Raw genomic sequence first — 19756 nt, forward strand, 5'->3', positions numbered from 1 at the left:
GTGGACGCCGGGACGGTCCGCTCTCGGCTTTGCCTGCCTGCCGTTTCCGGCCGGCTCAGTACTGCTCGGTCTCCACGAAGCCCTGGTCGCCACCGTCGTCGTCGGCGCCGAAGGCGTCCGCCGCGGCGGTCGGGTCGAATCCGGGCGGGCTGTCCTTGAGGGCCAGGCCCATGCCGGCCAGCTTCGCCTTGACCTCGTCGATCGACTTCGCACCGAAGTTGCGGATGTCGAGCAGGTCCGCCTCGGAACGCGCCACGAGCTCGCCCACGGAGTGGATGCCCTCGCGCTTGAGGCAGTTGTAGGAACGGACGGTGAGCTCGAGCTCCTCGATCGGGAGCGCGAGGTCCGCCGCCAGGGCGGCGTCCGTCGGCGACGGGCCCATGTCGATGCCCTCGGCGTCGACGTTGAGCTCGCGGGCCAGGCCGAACAGCTCGACCAGGGTCTTGCCGGCCGAGGCCATCGCGTCACGCGGGCGCATGGCCTGCTTGGTCTCGACGTCGACGATCAGCTTGTCGAAGTCGGTGCGCTGCTCGACACGGGTCGCCTCGACCTTGTAGGTGACCTTCATGACGGGCGAGTAGATGGAGTCGACCGGGATGCGGCCGATCTCCTGGCCCACCTGCTTGTTCTGGACGGCGGAGACGTAGCCGCGACCGCGCTCGACGGTCAGCTCCATCTCGAGCTTGCCCTTGCCGTTCAGCGTGGCGAGCACCAGGTCGGGGTTGTGCACCTCGACACCGGCCGGCGGCGCGATGTCGGCGGCGGTGACGACGCCCGGGCCCTGCTTGCGCAGGTACATCACGACCGGCTCGTCGTGCTCGGAGGAGACGACGAGGCTCTTGATGTTGAGGATGAGGTCGGTGACGTCCTCCTTGACCCCCGGCACGGTGGTGAACTCGTGCAGGACGCCGTCGATCCGGATGCTCGTCACGGCGGCACCGGGGATCGAGGAGAGGAGCGTGCGACGAAGGGAGTTGCCGAGGGTGTAGCCGAAGCCCGGCTCCAGCGGCTCGATGACGAACCGGGAGCGGAACTCGTCGACGACCTCTTCGGTCAGTGAGGGGCGCTGAGCGATCAGCATGGGTGTGTGCCTCCAGTCTGCGGCAACCGCTATTTGATGCCGTACTGACAGGGTACGGGCGGTACCGGCCGAATGGCCGCGTACCGCCCGCCCCGTTACCGAGCGTGACCCGAATTACTTCGAGTAGAGCTCGACGATCAGCTGCTCCTGCACCTGGGTGTCGATCACCGGGCGCTCGGGCAGCGAGTGGACCAGGATCCGCAGCTGCGAGGGGATGGCCTCGAGCCACGCGGGGACGGTCTTGTCGCCGGCCTCGGCCTGAGCCACCTGGAACGGGGTCATGTTCCGGGAGGACTCGCGGACCTGGATGATGTCGCTGGGGACGACGCGGGCGGAGGGGATGTCGGTCTTGCGACCGTTCACCTCGATGTGCCCGTGACGGACCAGCTGACGGGCGTGGTCGCGGGACTTGGCGAAGCCGGCCCGGTAGACCACGTTGTCGAGGCGGGTCTCGAGGATGCGCAGCAGGTTCTCACCCGTCTTGCCCTGCTGGCGGTTGGCCTCGTTGAAGTACCCGCGGAACTGCTTCTCCAGCACGCCGTAGATGCGAGCAGCCTTCTGCTTCTCGCGCTTCTGCAGCAGGTACTCGGAGTCCTTGGTGCGCCCGCGCCCGTGCTCACCCGGGGGGTAAGGACGGATCTCGATCGGGCACTTCGCGCTCTCGCACTTAGCTCCCTTGAGGAAGAGCTTCTGCTTCTCCCGACGGCAACGCTTGCAGTCGGCCCCGGTGTAACGCGCCATTGTCTAGATCTCCTACTTCCTGATGGTCAGACTCGGCGACGCTTCGGCGGGCGGCAGCCGTTGTGCGGGGTCGGGGTGACGTCCTGGATGGATCCGACCTCGAGGCCGGTGGCCTGGAGGGAGCGGATCGCGGTCTCACGGCCGGAGCCGGGACCCTTCACGAAGACGTCGACCTTGCGCATGCCGTGCTCCTGGGCGCGACGCGCGGCGTTCTCCGCGGCCATCTGCGCGGCGAACGGCGTGGACTTGCGCGAGCCCTTGAAGCCGACGTGGCCGGCCGAGGCCCAGGAGATCACGTTGCCGGTCGGGTCGGTGATCGAGACGATGGTGTTGTTGAACGTGCTCTTGATGTGAGCGTGCCCGTGGGCGACGTTCTTCTTCTCCTTGCGGCGCACCTTCTTGGCGCCGGCCGTACGGCCCTTCGGAGGCATAGAGGTTCACTCCCGTGGAGGTGGTCGGTCCGACAGCGGGACCGCTGGTCAGCGTGTCCGCAGTGGACTACTTCTTGCCCGGCTTCTTCTTGCCGGCGATCGCGCGACGCGGGCCCTTGCGGGTACGCGCGTTGGTCTTCGTGCGCTGGCCGTGGACCGGGAGGCCCCGACGGTGGCGCAGACCCTGGTAGCTGCCGATCTCGACCTTGCGGCGGATGTCGGCCTGGATCTCACGGCGGAGGTCACCCTCCACCTGGAGGTTGTTGTCCACGTACTCGCGGATCTTGACCAGGTCCTCCTCGGCGAGGTCCCGGACGCGGGTGTCCGGGCTGACGCCGGTGGCGGCCAGGGTCTCCTGGGACCGCGTACGGCCGATGCCGAAGACGTAGGTGAGGGCGACCTCGACGCGCTTGTCGCGCGGGAGGTCAACGCCTGCGAGGCGTGCCATGTATGTGGCTCCTGATTTCTGCGGAGGTCTGGCGCAGCACCGTTCCCGTAGGTCTCCCGGGGGAGTTACGAGCCGGGTCCTCGGCCTCCGACCGAGGGTGTCGTCCCCACCGGCTGTGCGTTCTCGGCGAGCGGGGGGTCGGGTGACTGCGTATGTACTTTTCGCTTGCGTCGCGCGAAGAGTTGCGAGCGAGGTGCGAAGGCGAGGGTCGGCTGCGTTCAGCCCTGGCGCTGCTTGTGGCGCAGGTTGTCGCAGATGACCATGACCCGGCCGTGACGGCGGATCACCTTGCACTTGTCGCAGATCTTCTTGACGCTCGGCTTGACCTTCATGAAAGTGAGGTTCTCCGGGTCAGTGCCGACGCCCTGCACCGGAGGATTCCGGCTCAGGGCGTCTGCAAGATCTACTTGTAGCGGTAGACGATCCGCCCGCGCGTCAGGTCGTAGGGAGACAGCTCCACCACGACCCGGTCGTCGGGAAGGATACGGATGTAGTGCATCCGCATCTTGCCGCTGATGTGCGCAAGGACCTGGTGGCCGTTCTGCAGCTCCACCTTGAACATCGCGTTCGGGAGAGACTCGACGACCGTGCCCTCGATCTCGATGGCCCCTTGTTTTTTGGCCATGCTTGAGCGCTTCACCTTCCGGGATCGGCTACCTGGGGTGGTCCGGGGCATACAAAGACACCCGGACCGACGAGCAAGTCTACTTCACGGCACCCGGAAAGACGAATCGGGGAAGTATCCCCCGGGAGGAAGATCGTTAAGCGTCGGGAACGACGTCTCTTCGAGACCGTCCCGTTACCCGAGCGGGTCGGGGGCCGTGGTGACGCCCAGCTCGGCCAGCTTGGCCCGGCCGCCGTCCGGCGCGGTGAGCACCAGCGGACCCTGCTCGGTCAGGGCGATCGAGTGCTCCCAGTGGCTGGACCACGTGCCGTCGTCGGTGAGGACGGTCCACTCGTCCGAGAGCACGTGCGTCTTCGGCGTCCCCAGGCCGACCATGGGCTCGATGGCCAGAGCCATGCCCGGCACCAGCTTCGGGTTGTGCCGGCCGATGAGGCGGCGCCGGTCGACGTAGTTCAGCAGGTGCGGGTCCATGTGCATCTGCGAGCCGATGCCGTGGCCGCCGTAGTCCTCGATGATCCCGTACTTGCCGGAGGCCGGCCGCGGCTGGCGGCGGATGTAGCCCTCGATGGCCCGGGAGATGTCGGCAAGCCGGTGACCCTTGCGGACGGCGGCGAGGCCGGCCCACATGGACTCCTCGGTCACCCGGCTCAGCTCGTGCAGCTCGGGGGCGTGGCCCTCGCCGACGAAGACGGTGATCGCGGCGTCGCCGTGCCAGCCGTCGATGATCGCCCCGGCGTCGATGGACAGCAGGTCGCCGTTCTTGAGGACGGTGTCCTTGCTGGGGATGCCGTGGACGACGACGTCGTTGACCGAGGTGCAGATGTTGCCGGGGAAACCGCCGTAACCGAGGAAGTTCGGCTTGGCGTCGTGCTCCGCGAGCACCTTGGCGGCGACGTCGTCCAGGTCCTTCGTCGTCGCGCCGGGGACGGCGGCTTCGCGGCACGCCTTGTGCATGGCGGCGACGACCAGCCCCGCGGCGCGCATCTTCGCGATCTGCTCAGGGGTCTTGATCTCGACCATGGTGTTCTGTCGCCTCCTGCCCGTGGGCGCTGCTGCGTGGAATTCTCCCCGTCCCCGCCCCTTCCCGAAAGCCGGGAGACCGCCAGGACCTCACGGGCACCCCGGGGGGCGGGGCCGGCCCCCGGGCACGCGGGGTGCCCGGTGGACCGAGGGAACGGCCGTCGGGCACGGCGGCGCGAAGCCGGACGCGGCCCGGGCCGGGGACGACCGCTAGTCGCGCCCCAGCGCGGACATCGCCCGCTGCGTGACCTCGGCCGCGGCGCCGAGCCCGGAGATGGTGGTCACCAGGCCCTGCGCCTTGTAGTAGTCGATGATCGGCTCGGTCTCGCTGTGGTACACGGCGAGCCGCTTGCGCACGGTCGCCTCGCTGTCGTCCTCGCGCTGGTACAGCTCACCGCCGCACTTGTCGCAGACCCCGTCGGCCTTCGGCGGCGCGTACTCCGCGTGGAAGACGTGGCTGGAGTCGGTACGGCAGATGCGCCGGCCGGCGATCCGCTTGACGACCTCCTCCTCGGGGACCTCCAGGTCCAGCACCGCGTCGAGCTTCAGCTCGTGGGCGTCGAGGTAGCCGTCCAGCGCCTCGGCCTGGCCGATGTTCCGCGGGAACCCGTCCAGCAGGAAGCCGCCGGAGGCGTCCTCCTGCTGCATGCGGTCCTCGGCCATTCCGATGGTGACCTCGTCCGGCACCAGGCGCCCCGCGTCCATGAACTCCTTGGCCTGCCGTCCGAGCGGCGTGCCCTGGGAGATGTTGGCGCGGAAGAGGTCGCCCGTGGAGATGTGCGGGATCGACAGGTTCTCGGCGAGGTACGCGGCCTGCGTGCCCTTACCCGCACCCGGCGGTCCGACGAGGACGATTCGCATCAGCGGAGGAACCCTTCGTAATGGCGCTGCTGCAGCTGGCTCTCGATCTGCTTCACGGTCTCGAGCCCCACACCGACGATGATGAGAATGCTCGTGCCACCGAACGGGAAGTTCTGCTGAGCACCGAAACCAACCAGCGCGACGGTGGGCACCAGAGCGATCAGACCCAGGTAGAGCGAGCCGGGCCACGTGATGCGGTTCAGCACATAGCTCAGGTACTCGGCCGTGGGGCGTCCCGCACGGATGCCCGGGATGAAGCCACCATACTTCTTCATGTTGTCTGCAACTTCTTCGGGGTTGAACGTGATGGCCACGTAGAAGAAGGCGAAGAAGACGATCAGGAGGAAGTACACGCTGATGTAGAGCGGGGAACTCTGCTGCGTCAGGTTGGCCTGGATCCAGTCCGCCCAGCCCGCCTGGGAGTTGCTGAACTGCACCACCAGAGCGGGAATGTAGAGCAGGGACGAGGCGAAAATCACAGGAATGATGCCGGCCTGGTTGACCTTCAGCGGAATGTACGTCGAGGTGCCGCCGTAGGAACGCCGGCCGATCATGCGCTTCGCGTACTGCACCGGAATGCGGCGCTGCGCCTGCTCGACGAAGACGACCAGGACGACCATCGCGAGGCCCGCGAGAATCACGACGCCGAACTCGATCCAGCCGCCGGCGAGCTTGCCCTGCTGCTTGATGGCCCACAGCGCGCCGGGGAAACCGGCCGCGATGGAGATGAACATCAGGATGGACATGCCGTTGCCGATGCCGCGGTCGGTGATGAGCTCACCGAGCCACATGATCAGACCCGAACCCGCCGTCATGCAGATCACCATCACCACGGTGGTGAAGATGCCGTCGTTCGGGACGATCTCCCTGCCCACCGGGCACTGCGGGAAGAGCGCGCCACTGCGGGCGGTCGCGACCAGACCGGTCGCCTGCAGGACGGACAGCGCCACGGTCAGGTAACGCGTGTACTGCGTGATCTTGGCCTGGCCGGACTGTCCTTCCTTCTTCAGCTGCTCCAGCCGGGGAATCACCACGACCAGCAGCTGGAGAATGATGCTGGCGGTGATGTACGGCATGATGCCGAGCGCGAAGATGGTGAGCTGCAGCAACGCACCGCCGCTGAACATGTTCACCAGACCGAACAGGCCGCTGTTGGACTCGGCCATGTCCATGCACTGGTTGACGTTCTCAAAGCTGACGCCAGGTACCGGGACGTGCGCCCCGACGCGGAAGAGCACGATGATGCCCAGCGTGAACAGCAGCTTCTTGCGCAGGTCGGGCGTCTGGAACGCCCGGGCGAACGCGGTGAGCACGGTGCCTCCTGCGACCTCCCGGCACGAACGCGCGAGAGGGACGGTCTTGGGGGTCGGATCAACAGTGCACGCCACCTTACCGGCGGCGACGGGCCCGGGGAACGACCACTCGTGACGGAACCATCACGACCGCTGGCCGACCCCGGCAACAGCTGACCGGGGATGCCCATGGGACACCCCCGGTCAGCCGGTCAAACGAACTCAGACGAGCTCGGTGACGGTTCCACCGGCGGCGGTGATCTTCTCCTTGGCGGAGCCGGAGACCTTGTCGACGGTCACCTGCAGCGCCACGGAGACCTCTCCGTCGCCGAGCACCTTCACCAGTTCGTTCTTGCGCACGGCGCCCTTGGCGACCAGGTCGGCCACGGTCACCTCGCCACCCTTCGGGTAGAGGACGGCGAGCTTCTCGAGGTTCACCACCTGGAAGTTCTTGTGCGCCGGGTTCTTGAAGCCCCGGAGCTTGGGCAGCCGCATGTGCAGCGGCATCTGCCCGCCCTCGAAGCGCTCGGGAACCTGGTAGCGGGCCTTCGTGCCCTTGGTGCCACGACCCGCGGTCTTGCCCTTGGACGCCTCACCACGACCGACACGGGTCTTGGCGGTCTTGGCGCCGGGGGCCGGCCGGAGGTTGTGGACCTTCAGCGGCTTGTCGCCCTGCGGCTCAGCCATCTCAGTCGACCTCCTCGACCGTCACGAGGTGACGCACGGTGTGCACCATGCCGACGACCTCGGGACGGGCCTCCTTGACGGAGACGTCGTTCACACGCTTCAGACCGAGGGTCCGCAGCGTGTCCCGGTGGTTCTGCTTGGTCCCGATGACGGAACGCGTCTGCGTGATCTTCAGGCGAGCCATTACGCATTCACCCCGGCACGCGCCCGCAGCAGAGCGGCGGGAGCCACGTCCTCGAGCGGCAGGCCACGACGGGCGGCGATCTCCTCGGGACGCTGCAGGCCCCGCAGAGCGGCGACCGTGGCGTGCACGATGTTGATCGGGTTGGCCGAGCCGAGCGACTTGCTCAGCACGTCGTGGATGCCCGCGCACTCCAGCACGGCACGCACCGGGCCACCGGCGATCACACCGGTACCGGGCGACGCCGGCTTGAGCAGCACGACACCCGCGGCCTCCTCACCCTGGATCGGGTGCGGGATGGTGCCCTGGATGCGGGGGACCTTGAAGAAGTGCTTCTTCGCCTCCTCGACGCCCTTGGCGATGGCAGACGGCACCTCCTTGGCCTTGCCGTAACCGACACCCACGGTGCCGTCACCGTCGCCCACCACGACCAGCGCGGTGAAGCTGAAGCGACGACCACCCTTCACAACCTTGGCGACTCGGTTGATCGCGACGACGCGCTCGACGTACGCCGTCTTCTCGGCGGCGGCGCCGCCGTCCCGGCCCTTGCGGTCCCGGCGGTCGCCACCGGCGCCGCCACCGCGGCGCTGGGGTCCAGCCATTGGAATTACCTCTCTCGTTTCCGTCCGCGTCCGCGGAACCGGCTCAGAACTTGAGCCCGGCTTCGCGGGCGGCGTCAGCCAGAGCGGCAATCCGCCCTGCGTACTTGTTTCCACCGCGGTCGAAGACGACGGCCTCGACACCCGCGGCCTTCGCACGCTCGGCGACCAGGGCGCCGACCTTCTCGGCCTGCGAGCTCTTGTCGCCCTCACCGCTCCGGATGGAGCTGTCCAGCGACGACGCGGAGGCCACGGTGTGGCCCTTGATGTCGTCGATGACCTGCGCCACCATGTGGCGGTTCGAGCGCGTCACGACCAGACGAGGACGCTCGGGCGTGCCCGAGATCTTCTTCCGGATGCGAATGTGCCGGCGCTTGGCGGCGGCGCGCTTGTAGGCGTCGCCCTTAGCGATCTTCACGCCGTATGCCATGGCTTACTTACCAGCCTTTCCGACCTTGCGGCGGATGACCTCGCCCGCGTACTTCACGCCCTTGGCCTTGTACGGGTCGGGCTTGCGCAGCTTGCGGATGTTCGCGGCGACCTCGCCGACCTTCTGCTTGTCGATGCCCTCGACCGAGAACTTGGTCGGCGACTCGACCTTGAACGAGATGCCTTCCGGCGCCTCGATCAGGATCGGGTGGCTGTAACCCAGCGAGAACTCCAGGTTGGAGCCCTTGGCCTGGACGCGGTAACCGACACCGCTGATCTCGAGAGCCTTGGTGTAACCCTGGGTCACGCCAGTGATCATGTTCGCCACCAGCGTGCGGGACAGGCCGTGCAGGGCCCTGTTCCGGCTCTCGTCGTTCGGGCGGGTGACGCTGAGCACGCCGTCCTCGCCCTTGGCGATCTCGATGGGCGCGGCGATCGTGTGCGTGAGGGAGCCCTTCGGACCCTTCACGTCGACCTTGCGTCCATCGAGGGTGACGTCCACACCGGCGGGAACCTGGATGGGGAGCTTGCCGATTCGCGACATGGCTTTACCTCCGTTCCCTTCCGTTACCAGACGTAGGCGAGGACTTCCCCGCCCACACCCTTCTTCTGTGCCTGCTGGCCGGTCAGGAGACCGTGGGACGTGGAGATGATCGCCACGCCCAGGCCGCCGAGAACCTTCGGCAGGTTGGTGGACTTTGCGTAGACCCGAAGACCCGGCTTCGAGATCCGCTTGATGCCGGCGATCGAACGCTCACGGTTCGGGCCGAACTTCAGCTCGAGGACGAGGGACTTGCCCACGGGGGCGTCCTCGGTCTTCCAGCCGGTGATGTAACCCTCCTGCTGGAGGATCTCCGCGATGTGCGACTTGATCTTGCTGTGCGGCATCGCGACGGTGTCGTGGTACGCCGAGTTCGCGTTTCGCAGACGCGTCAGCATGTCTGCGATCGGATCGGTCATGGTCATGTGCTGGCCTTCGGCCTCTCTCGCCGGGGTTTCCTGTCTGCTCCGTCCTTCTCCCCGCACGCGCCTCGGTGGCGCGGCGGGACAGGTGTGGAGCGGGGACCTACGGCGTAGTAAGTCGTATCCGGGCGCCGGGCGCCCGACCCTCCACCCTAAGGGATGCGGGTCGGGGCTCGACGTCCAGGTTCCTTACCGAGAGTCCTGGCTGGTCGACTGCGAGGAGCCGATTACCAGGAGCTCTTGGTGACGCCCGGCAGCTCGCCGCGGTGCGCCATCTGGCGGAGGCACACGCGGCACAGGCCGAACTTGCGGTAGACGGAGTGCGGGCGACCGCAGCGCTGGCAGCGCGTGTAGGCGCGCACCGCGAACTTCGGCTTACGGCTCGCCTTGGCGATCAGGGCCTTCTTCGCCATGTCAGTTCTCCTTGAACGGGAAGCCGAGGTGACGAAGCAGCGCGCGGCCTTCCTCGTCGGTGGTCGCCGTGGTGACCACGGTGATGTCCATGCCCCGGACCCGGTCGATCTTGTCCTGGTCGATCTCGTGGAACATGACCTGCTCCGTGAGACCGAAGGTGTAGTTGCCGCGGCCGTCGAACTGCTTGGGCGACAGTCCGCGGAAGTCGCGGATGCGCGGCAGTGCGAGCGACAGCAGGCGGTCCAGGAACTCCCACATCCGGTCGCCCCGGAGGGTGGAGTGGGCGCCGATCGGCTGTCCCTCGCGCAGCTTGAACTGCGCGATGGACTTCCGGGCCTTGGTCACGGCCGGCTTCTGGCCGGTGATCGTGGCGAGGTCCTTGATGGCACCCTCGATCAGCTTGGAGTCGCGGGCGGCGTCGCCCACACCCATGTTGACCACGATCTTCGTGAGACCGGGGATCTGCATGACGTTCTCGTACTCGAACTCGTCACGCAGCTTGCCCGCGATCTCCTCGCGGTAGCGCGTCTTCAGACGCGGCGCGGTGGCAGTGGTGGTGGCAGTCATCAGATGTCCTCACCGGTCCGCTTGGCAACGCGGATCTTGTTGCCCTCGTCGTCGAAGCGGTATCCGACACGGGTGACGACCTTCTTGCCACCGGACTCCACGACGAGCTGCACGTTGCTCACGTGGATCGGGGCCTCGGTCGTCACGATGCCGCCGGTCTTCGAGCCACGAGCGGTCTGGCCGGCCTTGGTGTGCTTCTTGACCCGGTTGACACCCTCGACCAGAACACGGTCCTCGCGGGGGAAGGCCACGATGACCTTGCCCTGCTTGCCCTTGTCCTTGCCGGTGATGACCTGGACCAGGTCGCCCTTCTTGATCTTCATGCTCACAGCACCTCCGGCGCGAGCGAGACGATCCTCATGAACTTCTTCTCGCGCAGCTCACGGCCCACGGGGCCGAAGATACGGGTGCCGCGGGGGTCGCCGTCACCCTTGAGGATGACGGCGGCGTTCTCATCGAAACGGATGTACGAACCGTCGGGGCGACGGCGCTCCTTCACGGTGCGCACGATGACCGCCTTGACGATCTCGCCCTTCTTCACGTTGCCGCCCGGGATCGCGTCCTTGACGGTGGCGACGACGACGTCACCGATGCCCGCGTAGCGACGGCCCGAACCACCGAGTACACGGATGGTGAGGATCTCCTTCGCACCCGTGTTGTCGGCGACGCGAAGCCGAGACTCCTGCTGGATCACGTCTATCTCCTGATCGTCTGCCGGTTCCCGGCGGGGCGCCCACGCGCGGTGCGCGCCCCGCCGAGCCTGGCGGAACTCCTCCCGGGGCCAGACGGCCCCGGGAAATTACTTGGCCTTCTCGAGGATCTCGACGACGCGCCAGCGCTTGGTGGCGGACAGCGGCCGGGTCTCCATGAGGAGGACACGGTCGCCGACGCCCGCGGCGTTCTGCTCGTCGTGCGCCTTGAGCTTCTCGGTACGGCGGATGATCTTGCCGTACAGCGCGTGCTTGACGCGGTCCTCGACGGCGACGACGACGGTCTTGTCCATCTTGTCGCTGACGACGAGACCCTGGCGGGTCTTGCGGAAGCCGCGCTTCTGCTCGTTCTTCTCAGTCACGTTGGTCTCGCTCATCAGGCACTCTCCACCGTCTCGATGCCCAGCTCGCGCTCACGCATCAGGGTGTAGATCCGCGCGATGTCCTTGCGGACGGCCTTCAGCCGGCCGTGGTTCTCGAGCTGCCCGGTCGCCGCCTGGAAGCGGAGGTTGAACAGCTCTTCCTTGGCCTCGCGCAGCTTGCCGACGAGCTCCTCGCCGCCAAGCTCACGCAGCTCGGACGCCTTGGTTCCGGCCGCCATCACGATTCACCTGCCTCGCGCCGCACGATCCGGCACTTCATCGGAAGCTTGTGGGCGGCGCGGATGAGCGCCTCCTTGGCAATCTTCTCGTTCGGGTAGGACAGCTCGAACATGACCCGACCGGGCTTCACGTTCGCGATCCACCACTCCGGCGAACCCTTACCGGAACCCATGCGGGTCTCGGCGGGCTTCTTGGTCAGCGGGCGGTCGGGGTAGATGTTGATCCACACCTTGCCACCACGCTTGATGTGACGGGTCATGGAGATACGAGCTGCCTCGATCTGCCGGTTCGTCACGTAGGCCGGGGTGACGGCCTGGATGCCCCACTCGCCGAATGCGACCTCGGTGCCGCCCTTGGCCATGCCCTTGCGCTTCGGGTGGTGCTGCTTGCGGTGCTTGACCCTGCGCGGGATCAGCATGGGTCAGCTCTCCTTTCCGGAAGCCGTGGGCTCCGCGGCAGCAGCGGCGGGAGCCGCAGCCTCGGCCGACTTCGGGGCCTCGGACTGCTGCGAGCTCTGCGGCCGGCGGCCGCGGCCGCCGCGCTCGCCGCCCCGGCGGGGACGGTCGCTGCCGCCACCGCGCGACGGGCGGTTGCCCGCACGGGCGGCCGCGTTCTCGGCGCGCACCTCGGCGATGTTCTTGACGTCGCCCTTGTAGATCCACACCTTCACACCGATGCGGCCGAAGGTCGTACGGGCCTCGAAGAGGCCGTAGTCGACGTTGGCGCGCAGGGTGTGCAGGGGCACACGGCCCTCGCGGTAGAACTCCGAGCGGGACATCTCGGCGCCGCCGAGACGGCCACCGCACTGGATCTTGATGCCCTTGGCGCCGGCCTTCATCGCGGTCTGCATGCTCTTGCGCATCGCGCGACGGAAGGAGACGCGGGAGGACAGCTGCTCGGCGACGGCCTGGGCCACCAGCTGAGCGTCCGTCTCCGGGTTCTTCACCTCGAGGATGTTGAACTGGATCTGCTTGCCGGTCAGCTTCTCCAGGTTGCCCCGGAGGCGGTCGGCCTCGGCGCCGCGGCGGCCGATGACGATGCCCGGACGAGCGGTGTGGACGTCGACGCGCACGCGGTCACGGGTGCGCTCGATCTCCACCTTGGAGATGCCGGCCCGCTCCATGCCCTTGGTGAGCATCTTGCGGATCGCGACGTCTTCCTTGACGTAGTCCTTGTAGAGCTTGTCGGCGTACCAGCGCGACTTGAAGTCGGTGGTGATGCCGAGGCGGAACCCGTGCGGGTTTACCTTCTGGCCCATTACCGGGTTCCTTCCTTGCTGCTGACGACCACCGTGATGTGGCTGGTCCGCTTACGGATCCGGTAGGCGCGGCCCTGGGCGCGCGGCCGGAACCGCTTCAGGGTCGGACCCTCGTCGACGAAGGCCTCGGAGATGAAGAGGCTGTCGACGTCCGTGTGGTCGTAGTTGTGCGCGGCATTGGCAATGGCGCTGTCGAGCACCTTGCCCACGGGCACGCTGGCGGCCTGCGGGGCGAAACGCAGGACCGCCTGAGCCTCCGTGGCACTCATGCCACGGACAAGGTCCACCACCCGGCGGGCCTTCATGGGCGTGACGCGCACATAGCGCGCGGAGGCCCTGGCTTCCATGGTTGTCCCTTCGGTGTCAGTCATGGTCGTCACCCCGGTCAGCGACGCCGCGACTTGCGGTCGTCCTTGACGTGGCCGCGGAAGCTGCGGGTCGGGGCGAACTCGCCGAGCTTGTGGCCGACCATCGACTCGGTGACGAACACCGGGACGTGCTTACGGCCGTCGTGCACCGCGATCGTGTGGCCCAGCATCGCCGGGACGATCATCGAGCGGCGGGACCAGGTCTTGATGACGTTCTTGGTGCCTGCTTCGTTCTGCGTGTCCACCTTCTTGGTCAGGTGGTCGTCGACGAAGGGCCCCTTCTTGAGACTGCGCGGCATCGAAAACCCCGCCTCCTAGCGCTTCTTGTTCGTCTTGCGGCGGCGGACGATGTACTTGTTGCTGGCCTTCTTCGGCGAGCGCGTACGGCCCTCCTTCTGGCCCCACGGCGACACCGGGTGGCGACCACCGGAGGTACGACCCTCACCACCACCGTGCGGGTGGTCGATCGGGTTCATGACCACACCGCGGACGGTCGGGCGGACGCCCTTCCAGCGCATACGGCCGGCCTTGCCCCAGTTGATGTTCGACTGCTCGGCGTTGCCGACCTCGCCGATGGTGGCGCGGCAGCGGACGTCGACCAGCCGGATCTCACCGGACGGCATGCGCAGGTGGGCCATGCGGCCCTCCTTCGCCAGCAGCTGCACGGACGCACCGGCGGAGCGGGCGAACTTGGCGCCGCCGCCGGGCCGCAGCTCGATGGCGTGGATGACCGTACCGACGGGGATGTTGCGCAGCGCCATGTTGTTGCCCGGCTTGATGTCCGCGCCGGGGCCGTTCTCGATCCGGGCGCCCTGCTTGAGGCCGGCCGGGGCGAGGATGTAGCGCTTCTCGCCGTCCACGTAGTGCAGCAGCGCGATGCGCGCGGTGCGGTTGGGGTCGTACTCGATGTGCGCGACCTTGGCCGGCACGCCGTCCTTGTCGTGACGACGGAAGTCGATCACGCGGTAGGCGCGCTTGTGGCCACCGCCCTGGTGGCGGACGGTCACACGACCGGCGTTGTTACGGCCGCCCTTGCTGTGCAGGGGGCGGACCAGCGACTTCTCCGGCGTGGACCGCGTGATCTCGACGAAGTCGGCGACGCTGGAGCCACGACGGCCCGGGGTCGTCGGCTTGTACTTGCGGATACCCATTTCTCAGTCCTCGGAAGATTCCGGACTTCAGGCGGTTCGGCCCCCGTTAGGAGACCGGGCCGCCGAAGATGTCGATGCGGTCGCCCTCGGCAAGGGTCACGATGGCGCGCTTGGTGTCGGCGCGCTTGCCGTAACCGGTGCGGGTGCGCTTGCGCTTGCCCTGCCGGTTGATCGTGTTGACCCCGGTGACCTTGACCGAGAAGACCGCCTGGACGGCCTGCTTGATCTGGGTCTTGTTGGCGCGCGTGTCGACGAGGAAGGTGTACTTGTTCTCGTCCAGCAGCGCGTAGCTCTTCTCCGAAACCACCGGCTTCAGCAGCAGGTCACGGGGGTCCGTGAACGTCTTGCTGGTGACGGCGGTCTGCTCGGTCGCCTCGCTCATCAGGCTTCGCTCCCTTCGAGCTCAGCCCCGGCAGCGGCCTTCTGCGGGCCGGCCACGAAGGACTCGAAGGCGGCCTTCGTGAAGACCACGTCGTCGGAGACGAGCACGTCGTACGTGTTCAGCTGGCCCGGCTCCAGGATGTGCACCTGGGGCAGGTTGCGGGCGGACAGCCACGCGGCCTCGTCGGCGCGCTCGGCGACCAGGAGCAGGTGCTTGCGCTCACTGACCTTGCCGAACAGCGTCTTGGCGGCCTTGGTGGAGACCTCGCCCTCGACCACGCCGGAGACGACGTGGACACGGCCGTGACGGGCCCGGTCGGAGAGGGCACCGCGCAGGGCGGCGGCCTTCATCTTCTTCGGGGTCCGCTGCGAGTAGTCACGCGGCTGCGGGCCGTGGACGACGCCACCGCCGGCGAACTGCGGCGCGCGGGTCGAACCCTGACGGGCGCGACCGGTGCCCTTCTGGCGGTACGGCTTCTTGCCACCGCCGCGGACCTCGCCACGGGTCTTGGTCTTGTGCGTGCCCTGGCGGGCCGCGGCCAGCTGCGCGACGACGACCTGGTGGATCAGCGGAACGCTGACCTGCGTGTCGAAGATCTCCGCGGGGAGCTCGACGGTGCCGGTCTTGTCGCCTGCCGGCGAAAGAATGTCAACGGTGCTCATTACCTCAAGCCCCCTTGGCCGCGGTACGGACCAGGACGAGGCCGCCGTTCGGACCGGGAACTGCGCCCTTGATGAGCAGCAGGCCCTTCTCCGCGTCAACGGCGTGGACGGTCAGGTTCTGGGTGGTGACCCGCTCGTTGCCCATGCGGCCCGCCATGCGCGTGCCCTTGAAGACACGGCCGGGAGTCGCGCAGCCGCCGATGGAGCCCGGCTTGCGGTGCACGCGGTGGGCACCGTGCGAGGCCTTGCCACCGCGGAAGCCGTGGCGCTTCATGCCACCGGCGAAGCCCTTGCCCTTGCTGGTACCGGTCACGTCGACCTTGATGCCGGAGTCGAAGACCTCGGCGGTGACTTCCTGGCCCAGCGTGTACGCGCCGGCGTCGTCGGTACGGATCTCCACGAGGTGGCGGCGCGGGGTCACGTCGGCCTTCGAGAAGTGACCCTTGAGCGGCTTGTTCACCTTGCGGGGGTCGATCTCGCCGAAGGCGATCTGGACGGCGTCGTAACCGTCCTTGTCATTGGTGCGCACCTGGGTCACGACGCAGGGGCCGGCCTTTACCACGGTCACGGGCACGACGCGGTTGTTGTCGTCCCAGACCTGGGTCATGCCGAGCTTCTCGCCCAGGACGCCCTTGATCTGCTTGGTCATCACTACCGCGCCTCTCAGAGCTTGATCTCGATGTCGACGCCGGCCGGGAGGTCCAGGCGCATCAGCGAGTCAACGGTCTTGGGCGTCGGGTCGAGGATGTCGATCAGGCGCTTGTGGGTGCGCATCTCGAAGTGCTCGCGCGCGTCCTTGTACTTGTGCGGCGACTTGATGACGCAGTACACGTTCTTCTCAGTGGGCAGCGGCACCGGGCCCGCGACCGACGCACCAGTGCGGGTCACCGTCTCGACGATCTTCTTCGCCGAGTTGTCGATGACCTCGTGGTCGTAGGCCTTGAGCCGGATGCGGATCTTCTGTCCCGCCATGGCTACTTCGTAGTCCTTCTTCTCGTCACGCTCTGGAACCCCGGAGGTCGTCCGCTCCCCGCTCCCGCTCCTTGCGATTGCTCCTCCGCTCCGACCCACGCGGTCGGGCGTGTCGCAACCCTCCTCGTACGTCTCCACAGGAGAACGTCCTCGATGAAGGAGGGAGTCGGGGGAAGAGACCCACCGGGATGCCTGGTCGGAGCCCCTCCTGCACTTCCCGGAAGATTCCCGTACTTCCGCCCCTGACGAGGGGCGACGAGTACATCGGGACTCGCTTCCAGTCCTCCCGGCGGGAGGCGCACAGCATCGGCACTCAACCGAGCAACCGGAACAGTGTGCCATACCAGGCGGGGGCCATGCGAATCGGCGCCGGGCCCCCGACCAGGCAGGTGACGAGGCCCACACGGGCGTTCGGACCGTCCCCCGGCCGTACGGTCGCGCACCGGCGCGGCGCACCCTCCGCACCACCCCGACACACACAGGAGGCGCGGCCCGGTTCCGGGCCTTTCCCCTTCCGCGCTGGTATGCGTGCCCTGCAGACGGGTCGTGGAGAGGTGGGCGGAATGTCCGGTGACTGGTGGATGCGCAACATCGTCGAGCCCGGCAAGCTACCGCTGCTGCTGGCGCTGGTGACGTTCGTGCTCACCTTCGCCATCACGCGGCTGGTGACCCGGATGATCCGCGCCGGACGCGGGCCGTTCCGCAACGTCACGCCCGGCGGCATGCACATCCACCACGTCGTGCCCGGCATCCTGCTCATGACGGTCGGCGGCTTCACCGCCTTCGCCGGCGGGCGGCACGGCTGGGGCGCGGGCGTGGCCGCGGTGCTGTTCGGGATGGGCGCGGGACTCGTCCTGGACGAATTCGCGCTCGTCCTGCACCTGGACGACGTGTACTGGAGCAAGGCCGGCACGCAGAGCGTCGAGGTCGTGCTCGTCACCTTCGCGCTGACGCTGCTGCTGCTCAGCGGCTTCTCCCCGCTCGGCGTCGACAGCCTCGGCGACGACGAGGAGCAGAGCAGACTCGGGGCCGCGCTCACCGCGCTGGCGAACTTCGCGGTCGTGCTGATCGCGCTGGTCAAGGGCAAGACGTGGATGGCGCTGGTCGGAGTGCTGATCCCGCCGGTCGCCCTCTTCGGTGCGGTACGGCTCGCGAAGCCGTCGTCGCCGTGGGCGAAACGGCTCTACACGCGGCGGCCGCGCGCACAGCGGCGCGCGGCCGAGCGCGCCGACGCCCACATGCGGCGCTGGGGCCCGCTGCGCCGCCGCATCGACTACCTCGTCGGCGGCGCCCCTTCCGCCTGACCGCGGCGCGGCCGGCGGCCGGTCACGAGCCGGGGCCGGTGCGGGGGCGCGGTCCGTCCCGCACCCGGTACCCGGAATGCGGGCGAAGCGGCCGCACGGCGGCCTACGCGTGGCCGCGGGCCAGCGCGATGAGGCGGTCGAGGATGCGGGCGCCGTCGGCGCGCAGGCCGTTGTGCTCGTACTCGTTGGTGAGCCAGGGCCGCATCGTCGGGATCAGCGCGGCCGTCTCCTCGGAGAAGGCACGGTCGACGTACGCGTCGTCCGCGTAGATCGCCGCCGCGCAGGGCACGTCGCAGTCGCGCAGCCGGTCCGGGTCGTAGAGCCGTGGCCACTCGTGTTCGGCGAGCAGGTCGGCGGCCTCCCGCAGCGGCGCCAGTTCGCGGTAGTCCTCGAACATCCACGGGTAGACGTGCTCGCCGGTGAACAGCGTGGTGTCGGCGGCGTACCCGGCGGGCAGGGTCCGCTCCGCGGACCACCGGGTGGCATGCCCGTCGGCGTAGGACGACTCGTGAACGACCGCGTACAGGGGGTTCCGGCCGGAGAACGGCATCGCCGCGGCCACGTCGTGCTGGAACGCCGCCGACGAGGGGTCGCGTTCCAGCAGGTGGTGGAGGCGCTCGGCGCCGTCTCCGGTGCCCAGCAGGTGACCGAGCTGCCGGAAGCGCCGCGCGGTGAGCCGGTCGCCGTCCGGCAGCACGACCTCGCCGGCGTCCAGCCGCTCCGTCAGGGAGCGGACCCGGGCACGGTCGCCCGGGTAGCGCCGGTAGTAGCGGGCGTTGCGCTCCCGCATCACCCGGTACGTCGCCGCGTACACCTCGTCGGGGTGGCGCCCCACGGGCGGCAGGCCGCCCGTGAAGTAGACCTCCCGCAGCGCCTCCGGCGCCACGCTGAGGTAGTGCAGGGCGCAGAAGCCGCCGAAGGACTGCCCGAGCAGACTCCACCGGTCGACGTCCAGGTCGGCGCGGATCCACTCCGCGTCCTGGACGATCGCGTCGGCACGGAAGCGGGCGAGGTGGGCGGCCTGCTGCCGCGGCGACATGCCCGGCAGGGTCCCGACGGGCGTCGAGAGGCCGGTGCCGCGCTGGTCGAGCAGCAGGACGCGGTACTCGGGCAGCGCGCGCCCGAGCCAGCCGGGGGCGGTGGGCGCCACGGTGGGACGGGGTGCCTCCTGGCCCGGCCCTCCCTGGAGGTAGACCAGGTACGGCCGGTCGCGCCCGTCCGGCGCGGCGACCTCGCGGGCGAAGACGGCGATGCGCTCGCCGTCCGGGTCCGCGTGGTCCAGCGGGACGTGGAACTCCAGCTCGGTCAGGACCATTCCGGGGACGTGGTGCGTGAGAGCCATGGGGTCGATCCTCCCACCACGCCGGGGCGCCGGGCGTACGGCCCGCCCGGTGACCGCTCACCGGGCGGGGGCCCGTACGGCCGGGGGCGGCGGGTGTCAGCCCTGCCGGACGGCCGACACCTCGAACTCGAGCGTGATCTTGTCGCTGACCAGGAAGCCTCCGGTCTCCAGGGCGGCGTTCCAGGTGATGCCGAAGTCCTGACGGTTGATCGTGGTGCTGCCCTCCAGCCCGATGCGGCTGTTGCCGAAGGGGTCGGTGGCGTTGCCCTCGTAGGTGAAGGGGACGGTCACCTGCCGGGTGACGCCCTTGATCGTGAGGTCGCCCGTGACGTCGAAGGTGTCGTCGCCGGTCGCCTGCACGCCGGTGGACCGGAAGGCGATCTCGGGGTACTGCGCCATGTCGAGGAAGTCGTTGCTCCGCAGGTGGCCGTCGCGGTCGGCGTTGCGGGTGTCGATGCTCTCGGCCTTGATCGTCAGCTCCACGGAGGACTTCTCCGGGTGCGCGCCGTCGATGCGGGCGGTACCGGTGAAGTCGTTGAACGCGCCGCGCACCTTGGTCACCATCGCGTGGCGGGCGACGAAGCCGATGCGGGTGTGGGCCGGGTCGAGGGTGTACGCGCCGGTGAGCCGGGTGCGGTCGTCGGTGACGGTCATGGTGGGCCTCCG

Annotated in this window: 33 protein-coding genes; 1 reads left to right on the plus strand and 32 read right to left on the minus strand. The window is 68.3% G+C overall.

Annotated features, from left to right (window positions below):
- Positions 1-55 precede the first annotated feature (55 nt).
- The 30 genes from RM572_RS24830 to rpsJ all read right to left on the minus strand — a co-directional run bounded on the left by RM572_RS24830 (position 56) and on the right by rpsJ (position 16444).
- A complete protein-coding gene (locus RM572_RS24830; protein WP_027763374.1) occupies positions 56-1081 on the minus strand; it encodes a DNA-directed RNA polymerase subunit alpha in 1026 nt (341 codons plus the stop codon).
- A gap of 114 nt (positions 1082-1195) precedes the next feature.
- Positions 1196-1822, minus strand: a complete 627-nt coding sequence (gene rpsD, locus RM572_RS24835) for a 30S ribosomal protein S4 (protein ID WP_027763375.1) — start codon at positions 1820-1822, stop codon at positions 1196-1198.
- A 26-nt stretch (positions 1823-1848) separates the two neighbouring features.
- Positions 1849-2253, minus strand: a complete 405-nt coding sequence (rpsK, locus tag RM572_RS24840; RefSeq protein ID WP_016473404.1) for a 30S ribosomal protein S11 — start codon at positions 2251-2253, stop codon at positions 1849-1851.
- 67 nt (positions 2254-2320) lie between these two features.
- On the minus strand, positions 2321-2701 hold the full coding sequence (gene rpsM, locus RM572_RS24845; protein ID WP_027763376.1) for a 30S ribosomal protein S13: 381 nt from the start codon (positions 2699-2701) through the stop codon (positions 2321-2323).
- 218 nt (positions 2702-2919) lie between these two features.
- On the minus strand, positions 2920-3033 hold the full coding sequence (gene rpmJ, locus RM572_RS24850) for a 50S ribosomal protein L36 (RefSeq protein ID WP_003956441.1): 114 nt from the start codon (positions 3031-3033) through the stop codon (positions 2920-2922).
- Between the two features lie 71 nt (positions 3034-3104).
- Positions 3105-3326, minus strand: a complete 222-nt coding sequence (gene infA, locus RM572_RS24855; RefSeq protein ID WP_003948620.1) for a translation initiation factor IF-1 — start codon at positions 3324-3326, stop codon at positions 3105-3107.
- Positions 3327-3500: 174 nt separating this feature from the next.
- Positions 3501-4346: a type I methionyl aminopeptidase gene (gene map / locus RM572_RS24860; RefSeq protein ID WP_136182820.1), complete on the minus strand. Its 846-nt coding sequence runs from the start codon at positions 4344-4346 to the stop codon at positions 3501-3503.
- A 210-nt stretch (positions 4347-4556) separates the two neighbouring features.
- On the minus strand, positions 4557-5207 hold the full coding sequence (locus RM572_RS24865; RefSeq protein WP_311675638.1) for an adenylate kinase: 651 nt from the start codon (positions 5205-5207) through the stop codon (positions 4557-4559).
- Positions 5207-6520, minus strand: coding sequence for a preprotein translocase subunit SecY (gene secY / locus RM572_RS24870; RefSeq protein ID WP_311675639.1), 1314 nt, complete (start codon positions 6518-6520; stop codon positions 5207-5209). Before secY ends, RM572_RS24865 begins: the two co-directional genes overlap by 1 nt.
- Before the next feature lie 201 nt (positions 6521-6721).
- Complete coding sequence (gene rplO / locus RM572_RS24875; protein ID WP_311675640.1) at positions 6722-7186, minus strand: 50S ribosomal protein L15; 465 nt, start codon at positions 7184-7186, stop codon at positions 6722-6724.
- Between the two features lies 1 nt (position 7187).
- A complete protein-coding gene (rpmD, locus tag RM572_RS24880; RefSeq protein WP_027763381.1) occupies positions 7188-7370 on the minus strand; it encodes a 50S ribosomal protein L30 in 183 nt (60 codons plus the stop codon).
- Positions 7370-7969 (minus strand): 30S ribosomal protein S5, encoded by a 600-nt coding sequence (rpsE, locus tag RM572_RS24885; protein ID WP_027763382.1) that lies wholly within the window; start codon positions 7967-7969, stop codon positions 7370-7372. The genes rpmD and rpsE overlap by 1 nt, the downstream gene beginning before the upstream one ends.
- 43 nt (positions 7970-8012) lie before the next feature.
- The gene (gene rplR, locus RM572_RS24890; protein WP_311675641.1) at positions 8013-8396 is read right to left on the minus strand and encodes a 50S ribosomal protein L18; all 384 of its coding nucleotides are present in this window, start codon (positions 8394-8396) and stop codon (positions 8013-8015) included.
- Between the two features lie 3 nt (positions 8397-8399).
- The gene (gene rplF / locus RM572_RS24895; RefSeq protein WP_311675642.1) at positions 8400-8939 is read right to left on the minus strand and encodes a 50S ribosomal protein L6; all 540 of its coding nucleotides are present in this window, start codon (positions 8937-8939) and stop codon (positions 8400-8402) included.
- Positions 8940-8962: 23 nt separating this feature from the next.
- Positions 8963-9361 carry a 30S ribosomal protein S8 gene (rpsH, locus tag RM572_RS24900; protein ID WP_027763385.1) on the minus strand — a complete coding sequence of 133 codons (399 nt, stop codon included), beginning with the start codon at positions 9359-9361 and terminating at the stop codon, positions 8963-8965.
- A gap of 224 nt (positions 9362-9585) precedes the next feature.
- A complete protein-coding gene (locus tag RM572_RS24905) occupies positions 9586-9771 on the minus strand; it encodes a type Z 30S ribosomal protein S14 (protein WP_136182826.1) in 186 nt (61 codons plus the stop codon).
- A 1-nt stretch (position 9772) separates the two neighbouring features.
- The gene (gene rplE, locus RM572_RS24910; RefSeq protein ID WP_311675643.1) at positions 9773-10339 is read right to left on the minus strand and encodes a 50S ribosomal protein L5; all 567 of its coding nucleotides are present in this window, start codon (positions 10337-10339) and stop codon (positions 9773-9775) included.
- Positions 10339-10662, minus strand: coding sequence for a 50S ribosomal protein L24 (gene rplX / locus RM572_RS24915; protein WP_136182828.1), 324 nt, complete (start codon positions 10660-10662; stop codon positions 10339-10341). The genes rplE and rplX overlap by 1 nt, the downstream gene beginning before the upstream one ends.
- Positions 10663-10664: 2 nt before the next feature.
- Complete coding sequence (gene rplN / locus RM572_RS24920; RefSeq protein WP_027763388.1) at positions 10665-11033, minus strand: 50S ribosomal protein L14; 369 nt, start codon at positions 11031-11033, stop codon at positions 10665-10667.
- Positions 11034-11138: 105 nt separating this feature from the next.
- On the minus strand, positions 11139-11426 hold the full coding sequence (gene rpsQ / locus RM572_RS24925; RefSeq protein WP_027763389.1) for a 30S ribosomal protein S17: 288 nt from the start codon (positions 11424-11426) through the stop codon (positions 11139-11141).
- Positions 11426-11650 (minus strand): 50S ribosomal protein L29, encoded by a 225-nt coding sequence (rpmC, locus tag RM572_RS24930; RefSeq protein WP_027763390.1) that lies wholly within the window; start codon positions 11648-11650, stop codon positions 11426-11428. Before rpmC ends, rpsQ begins: the two co-directional genes overlap by 1 nt.
- Positions 11650-12069 (minus strand): 50S ribosomal protein L16, encoded by a 420-nt coding sequence (rplP, locus tag RM572_RS24935; RefSeq protein ID WP_027763391.1) that lies wholly within the window; start codon positions 12067-12069, stop codon positions 11650-11652. The genes rpmC and rplP overlap by 1 nt, the downstream gene beginning before the upstream one ends.
- Positions 12070-12072: 3 nt before the next feature.
- A complete protein-coding gene (gene rpsC, locus RM572_RS24940; protein WP_027763392.1) occupies positions 12073-12909 on the minus strand; it encodes a 30S ribosomal protein S3 in 837 nt (278 codons plus the stop codon).
- A complete protein-coding gene (gene rplV, locus RM572_RS24945; RefSeq protein WP_027763393.1) occupies positions 12909-13256 on the minus strand; it encodes a 50S ribosomal protein L22 in 348 nt (115 codons plus the stop codon). The genes rpsC and rplV overlap by 1 nt, the downstream gene beginning before the upstream one ends.
- 38 nt (positions 13257-13294) lie before the next feature.
- Complete coding sequence (gene rpsS / locus RM572_RS24950; protein WP_023531022.1) at positions 13295-13576, minus strand: 30S ribosomal protein S19; 282 nt, start codon at positions 13574-13576, stop codon at positions 13295-13297.
- Between the two features lie 15 nt (positions 13577-13591).
- Positions 13592-14428, minus strand: coding sequence for a 50S ribosomal protein L2 (gene rplB / locus RM572_RS24955; protein WP_027763394.1), 837 nt, complete (start codon positions 14426-14428; stop codon positions 13592-13594).
- Between the two features lie 46 nt (positions 14429-14474).
- On the minus strand, positions 14475-14810 hold the full coding sequence (rplW, locus tag RM572_RS24960; RefSeq protein ID WP_023531020.1) for a 50S ribosomal protein L23: 336 nt from the start codon (positions 14808-14810) through the stop codon (positions 14475-14477).
- Positions 14810-15472, minus strand: coding sequence for a 50S ribosomal protein L4 (gene rplD / locus RM572_RS24965; RefSeq protein ID WP_027763395.1), 663 nt, complete (start codon positions 15470-15472; stop codon positions 14810-14812). Before rplD ends, rplW begins: the two co-directional genes overlap by 1 nt.
- A 4-nt stretch (positions 15473-15476) precedes the next feature.
- Positions 15477-16121, minus strand: coding sequence for a 50S ribosomal protein L3 (rplC, locus tag RM572_RS24970; RefSeq protein ID WP_311675644.1), 645 nt, complete (start codon positions 16119-16121; stop codon positions 15477-15479).
- A gap of 14 nt (positions 16122-16135) precedes the next feature.
- A complete protein-coding gene (rpsJ, locus tag RM572_RS24975) occupies positions 16136-16444 on the minus strand; it encodes a 30S ribosomal protein S10 (protein ID WP_016909683.1) in 309 nt (102 codons plus the stop codon).
- Positions 16445-17007: 563 nt separating this feature from the next.
- On the opposite strand from rpsJ, the gene RM572_RS24980 reads away from it, so the two are divergent.
- On the plus strand, positions 17008-17748 hold the full coding sequence (locus tag RM572_RS24980; protein WP_311675645.1) for a hypothetical protein: 741 nt from the start codon (positions 17008-17010) through the stop codon (positions 17746-17748).
- Between the two features lie 103 nt (positions 17749-17851).
- On the opposite strand, the gene RM572_RS24985 is transcribed toward RM572_RS24980, so the two are convergent.
- Together RM572_RS24985 and RM572_RS24990 are read right to left on the minus strand one after the other, a co-directional pair.
- A complete protein-coding gene (locus tag RM572_RS24985; protein ID WP_311675646.1) occupies positions 17852-19090 on the minus strand; it encodes an alpha/beta fold hydrolase in 1239 nt (412 codons plus the stop codon).
- A 96-nt stretch (positions 19091-19186) separates the two neighbouring features.
- Positions 19187-19744 carry a YceI family protein gene (locus tag RM572_RS24990; protein WP_311675647.1) on the minus strand — a complete coding sequence of 186 codons (558 nt, stop codon included), beginning with the start codon at positions 19742-19744 and terminating at the stop codon, positions 19187-19189.
- Positions 19745-19756 lie beyond the last annotated feature (12 nt).

This window comes from Streptomyces hazeniae (assembly GCF_031845485.1).
GTDB lineage: Bacteria > Actinomycetota > Actinomycetes > Streptomycetales > Streptomycetaceae > Streptomyces > Streptomyces hazeniae.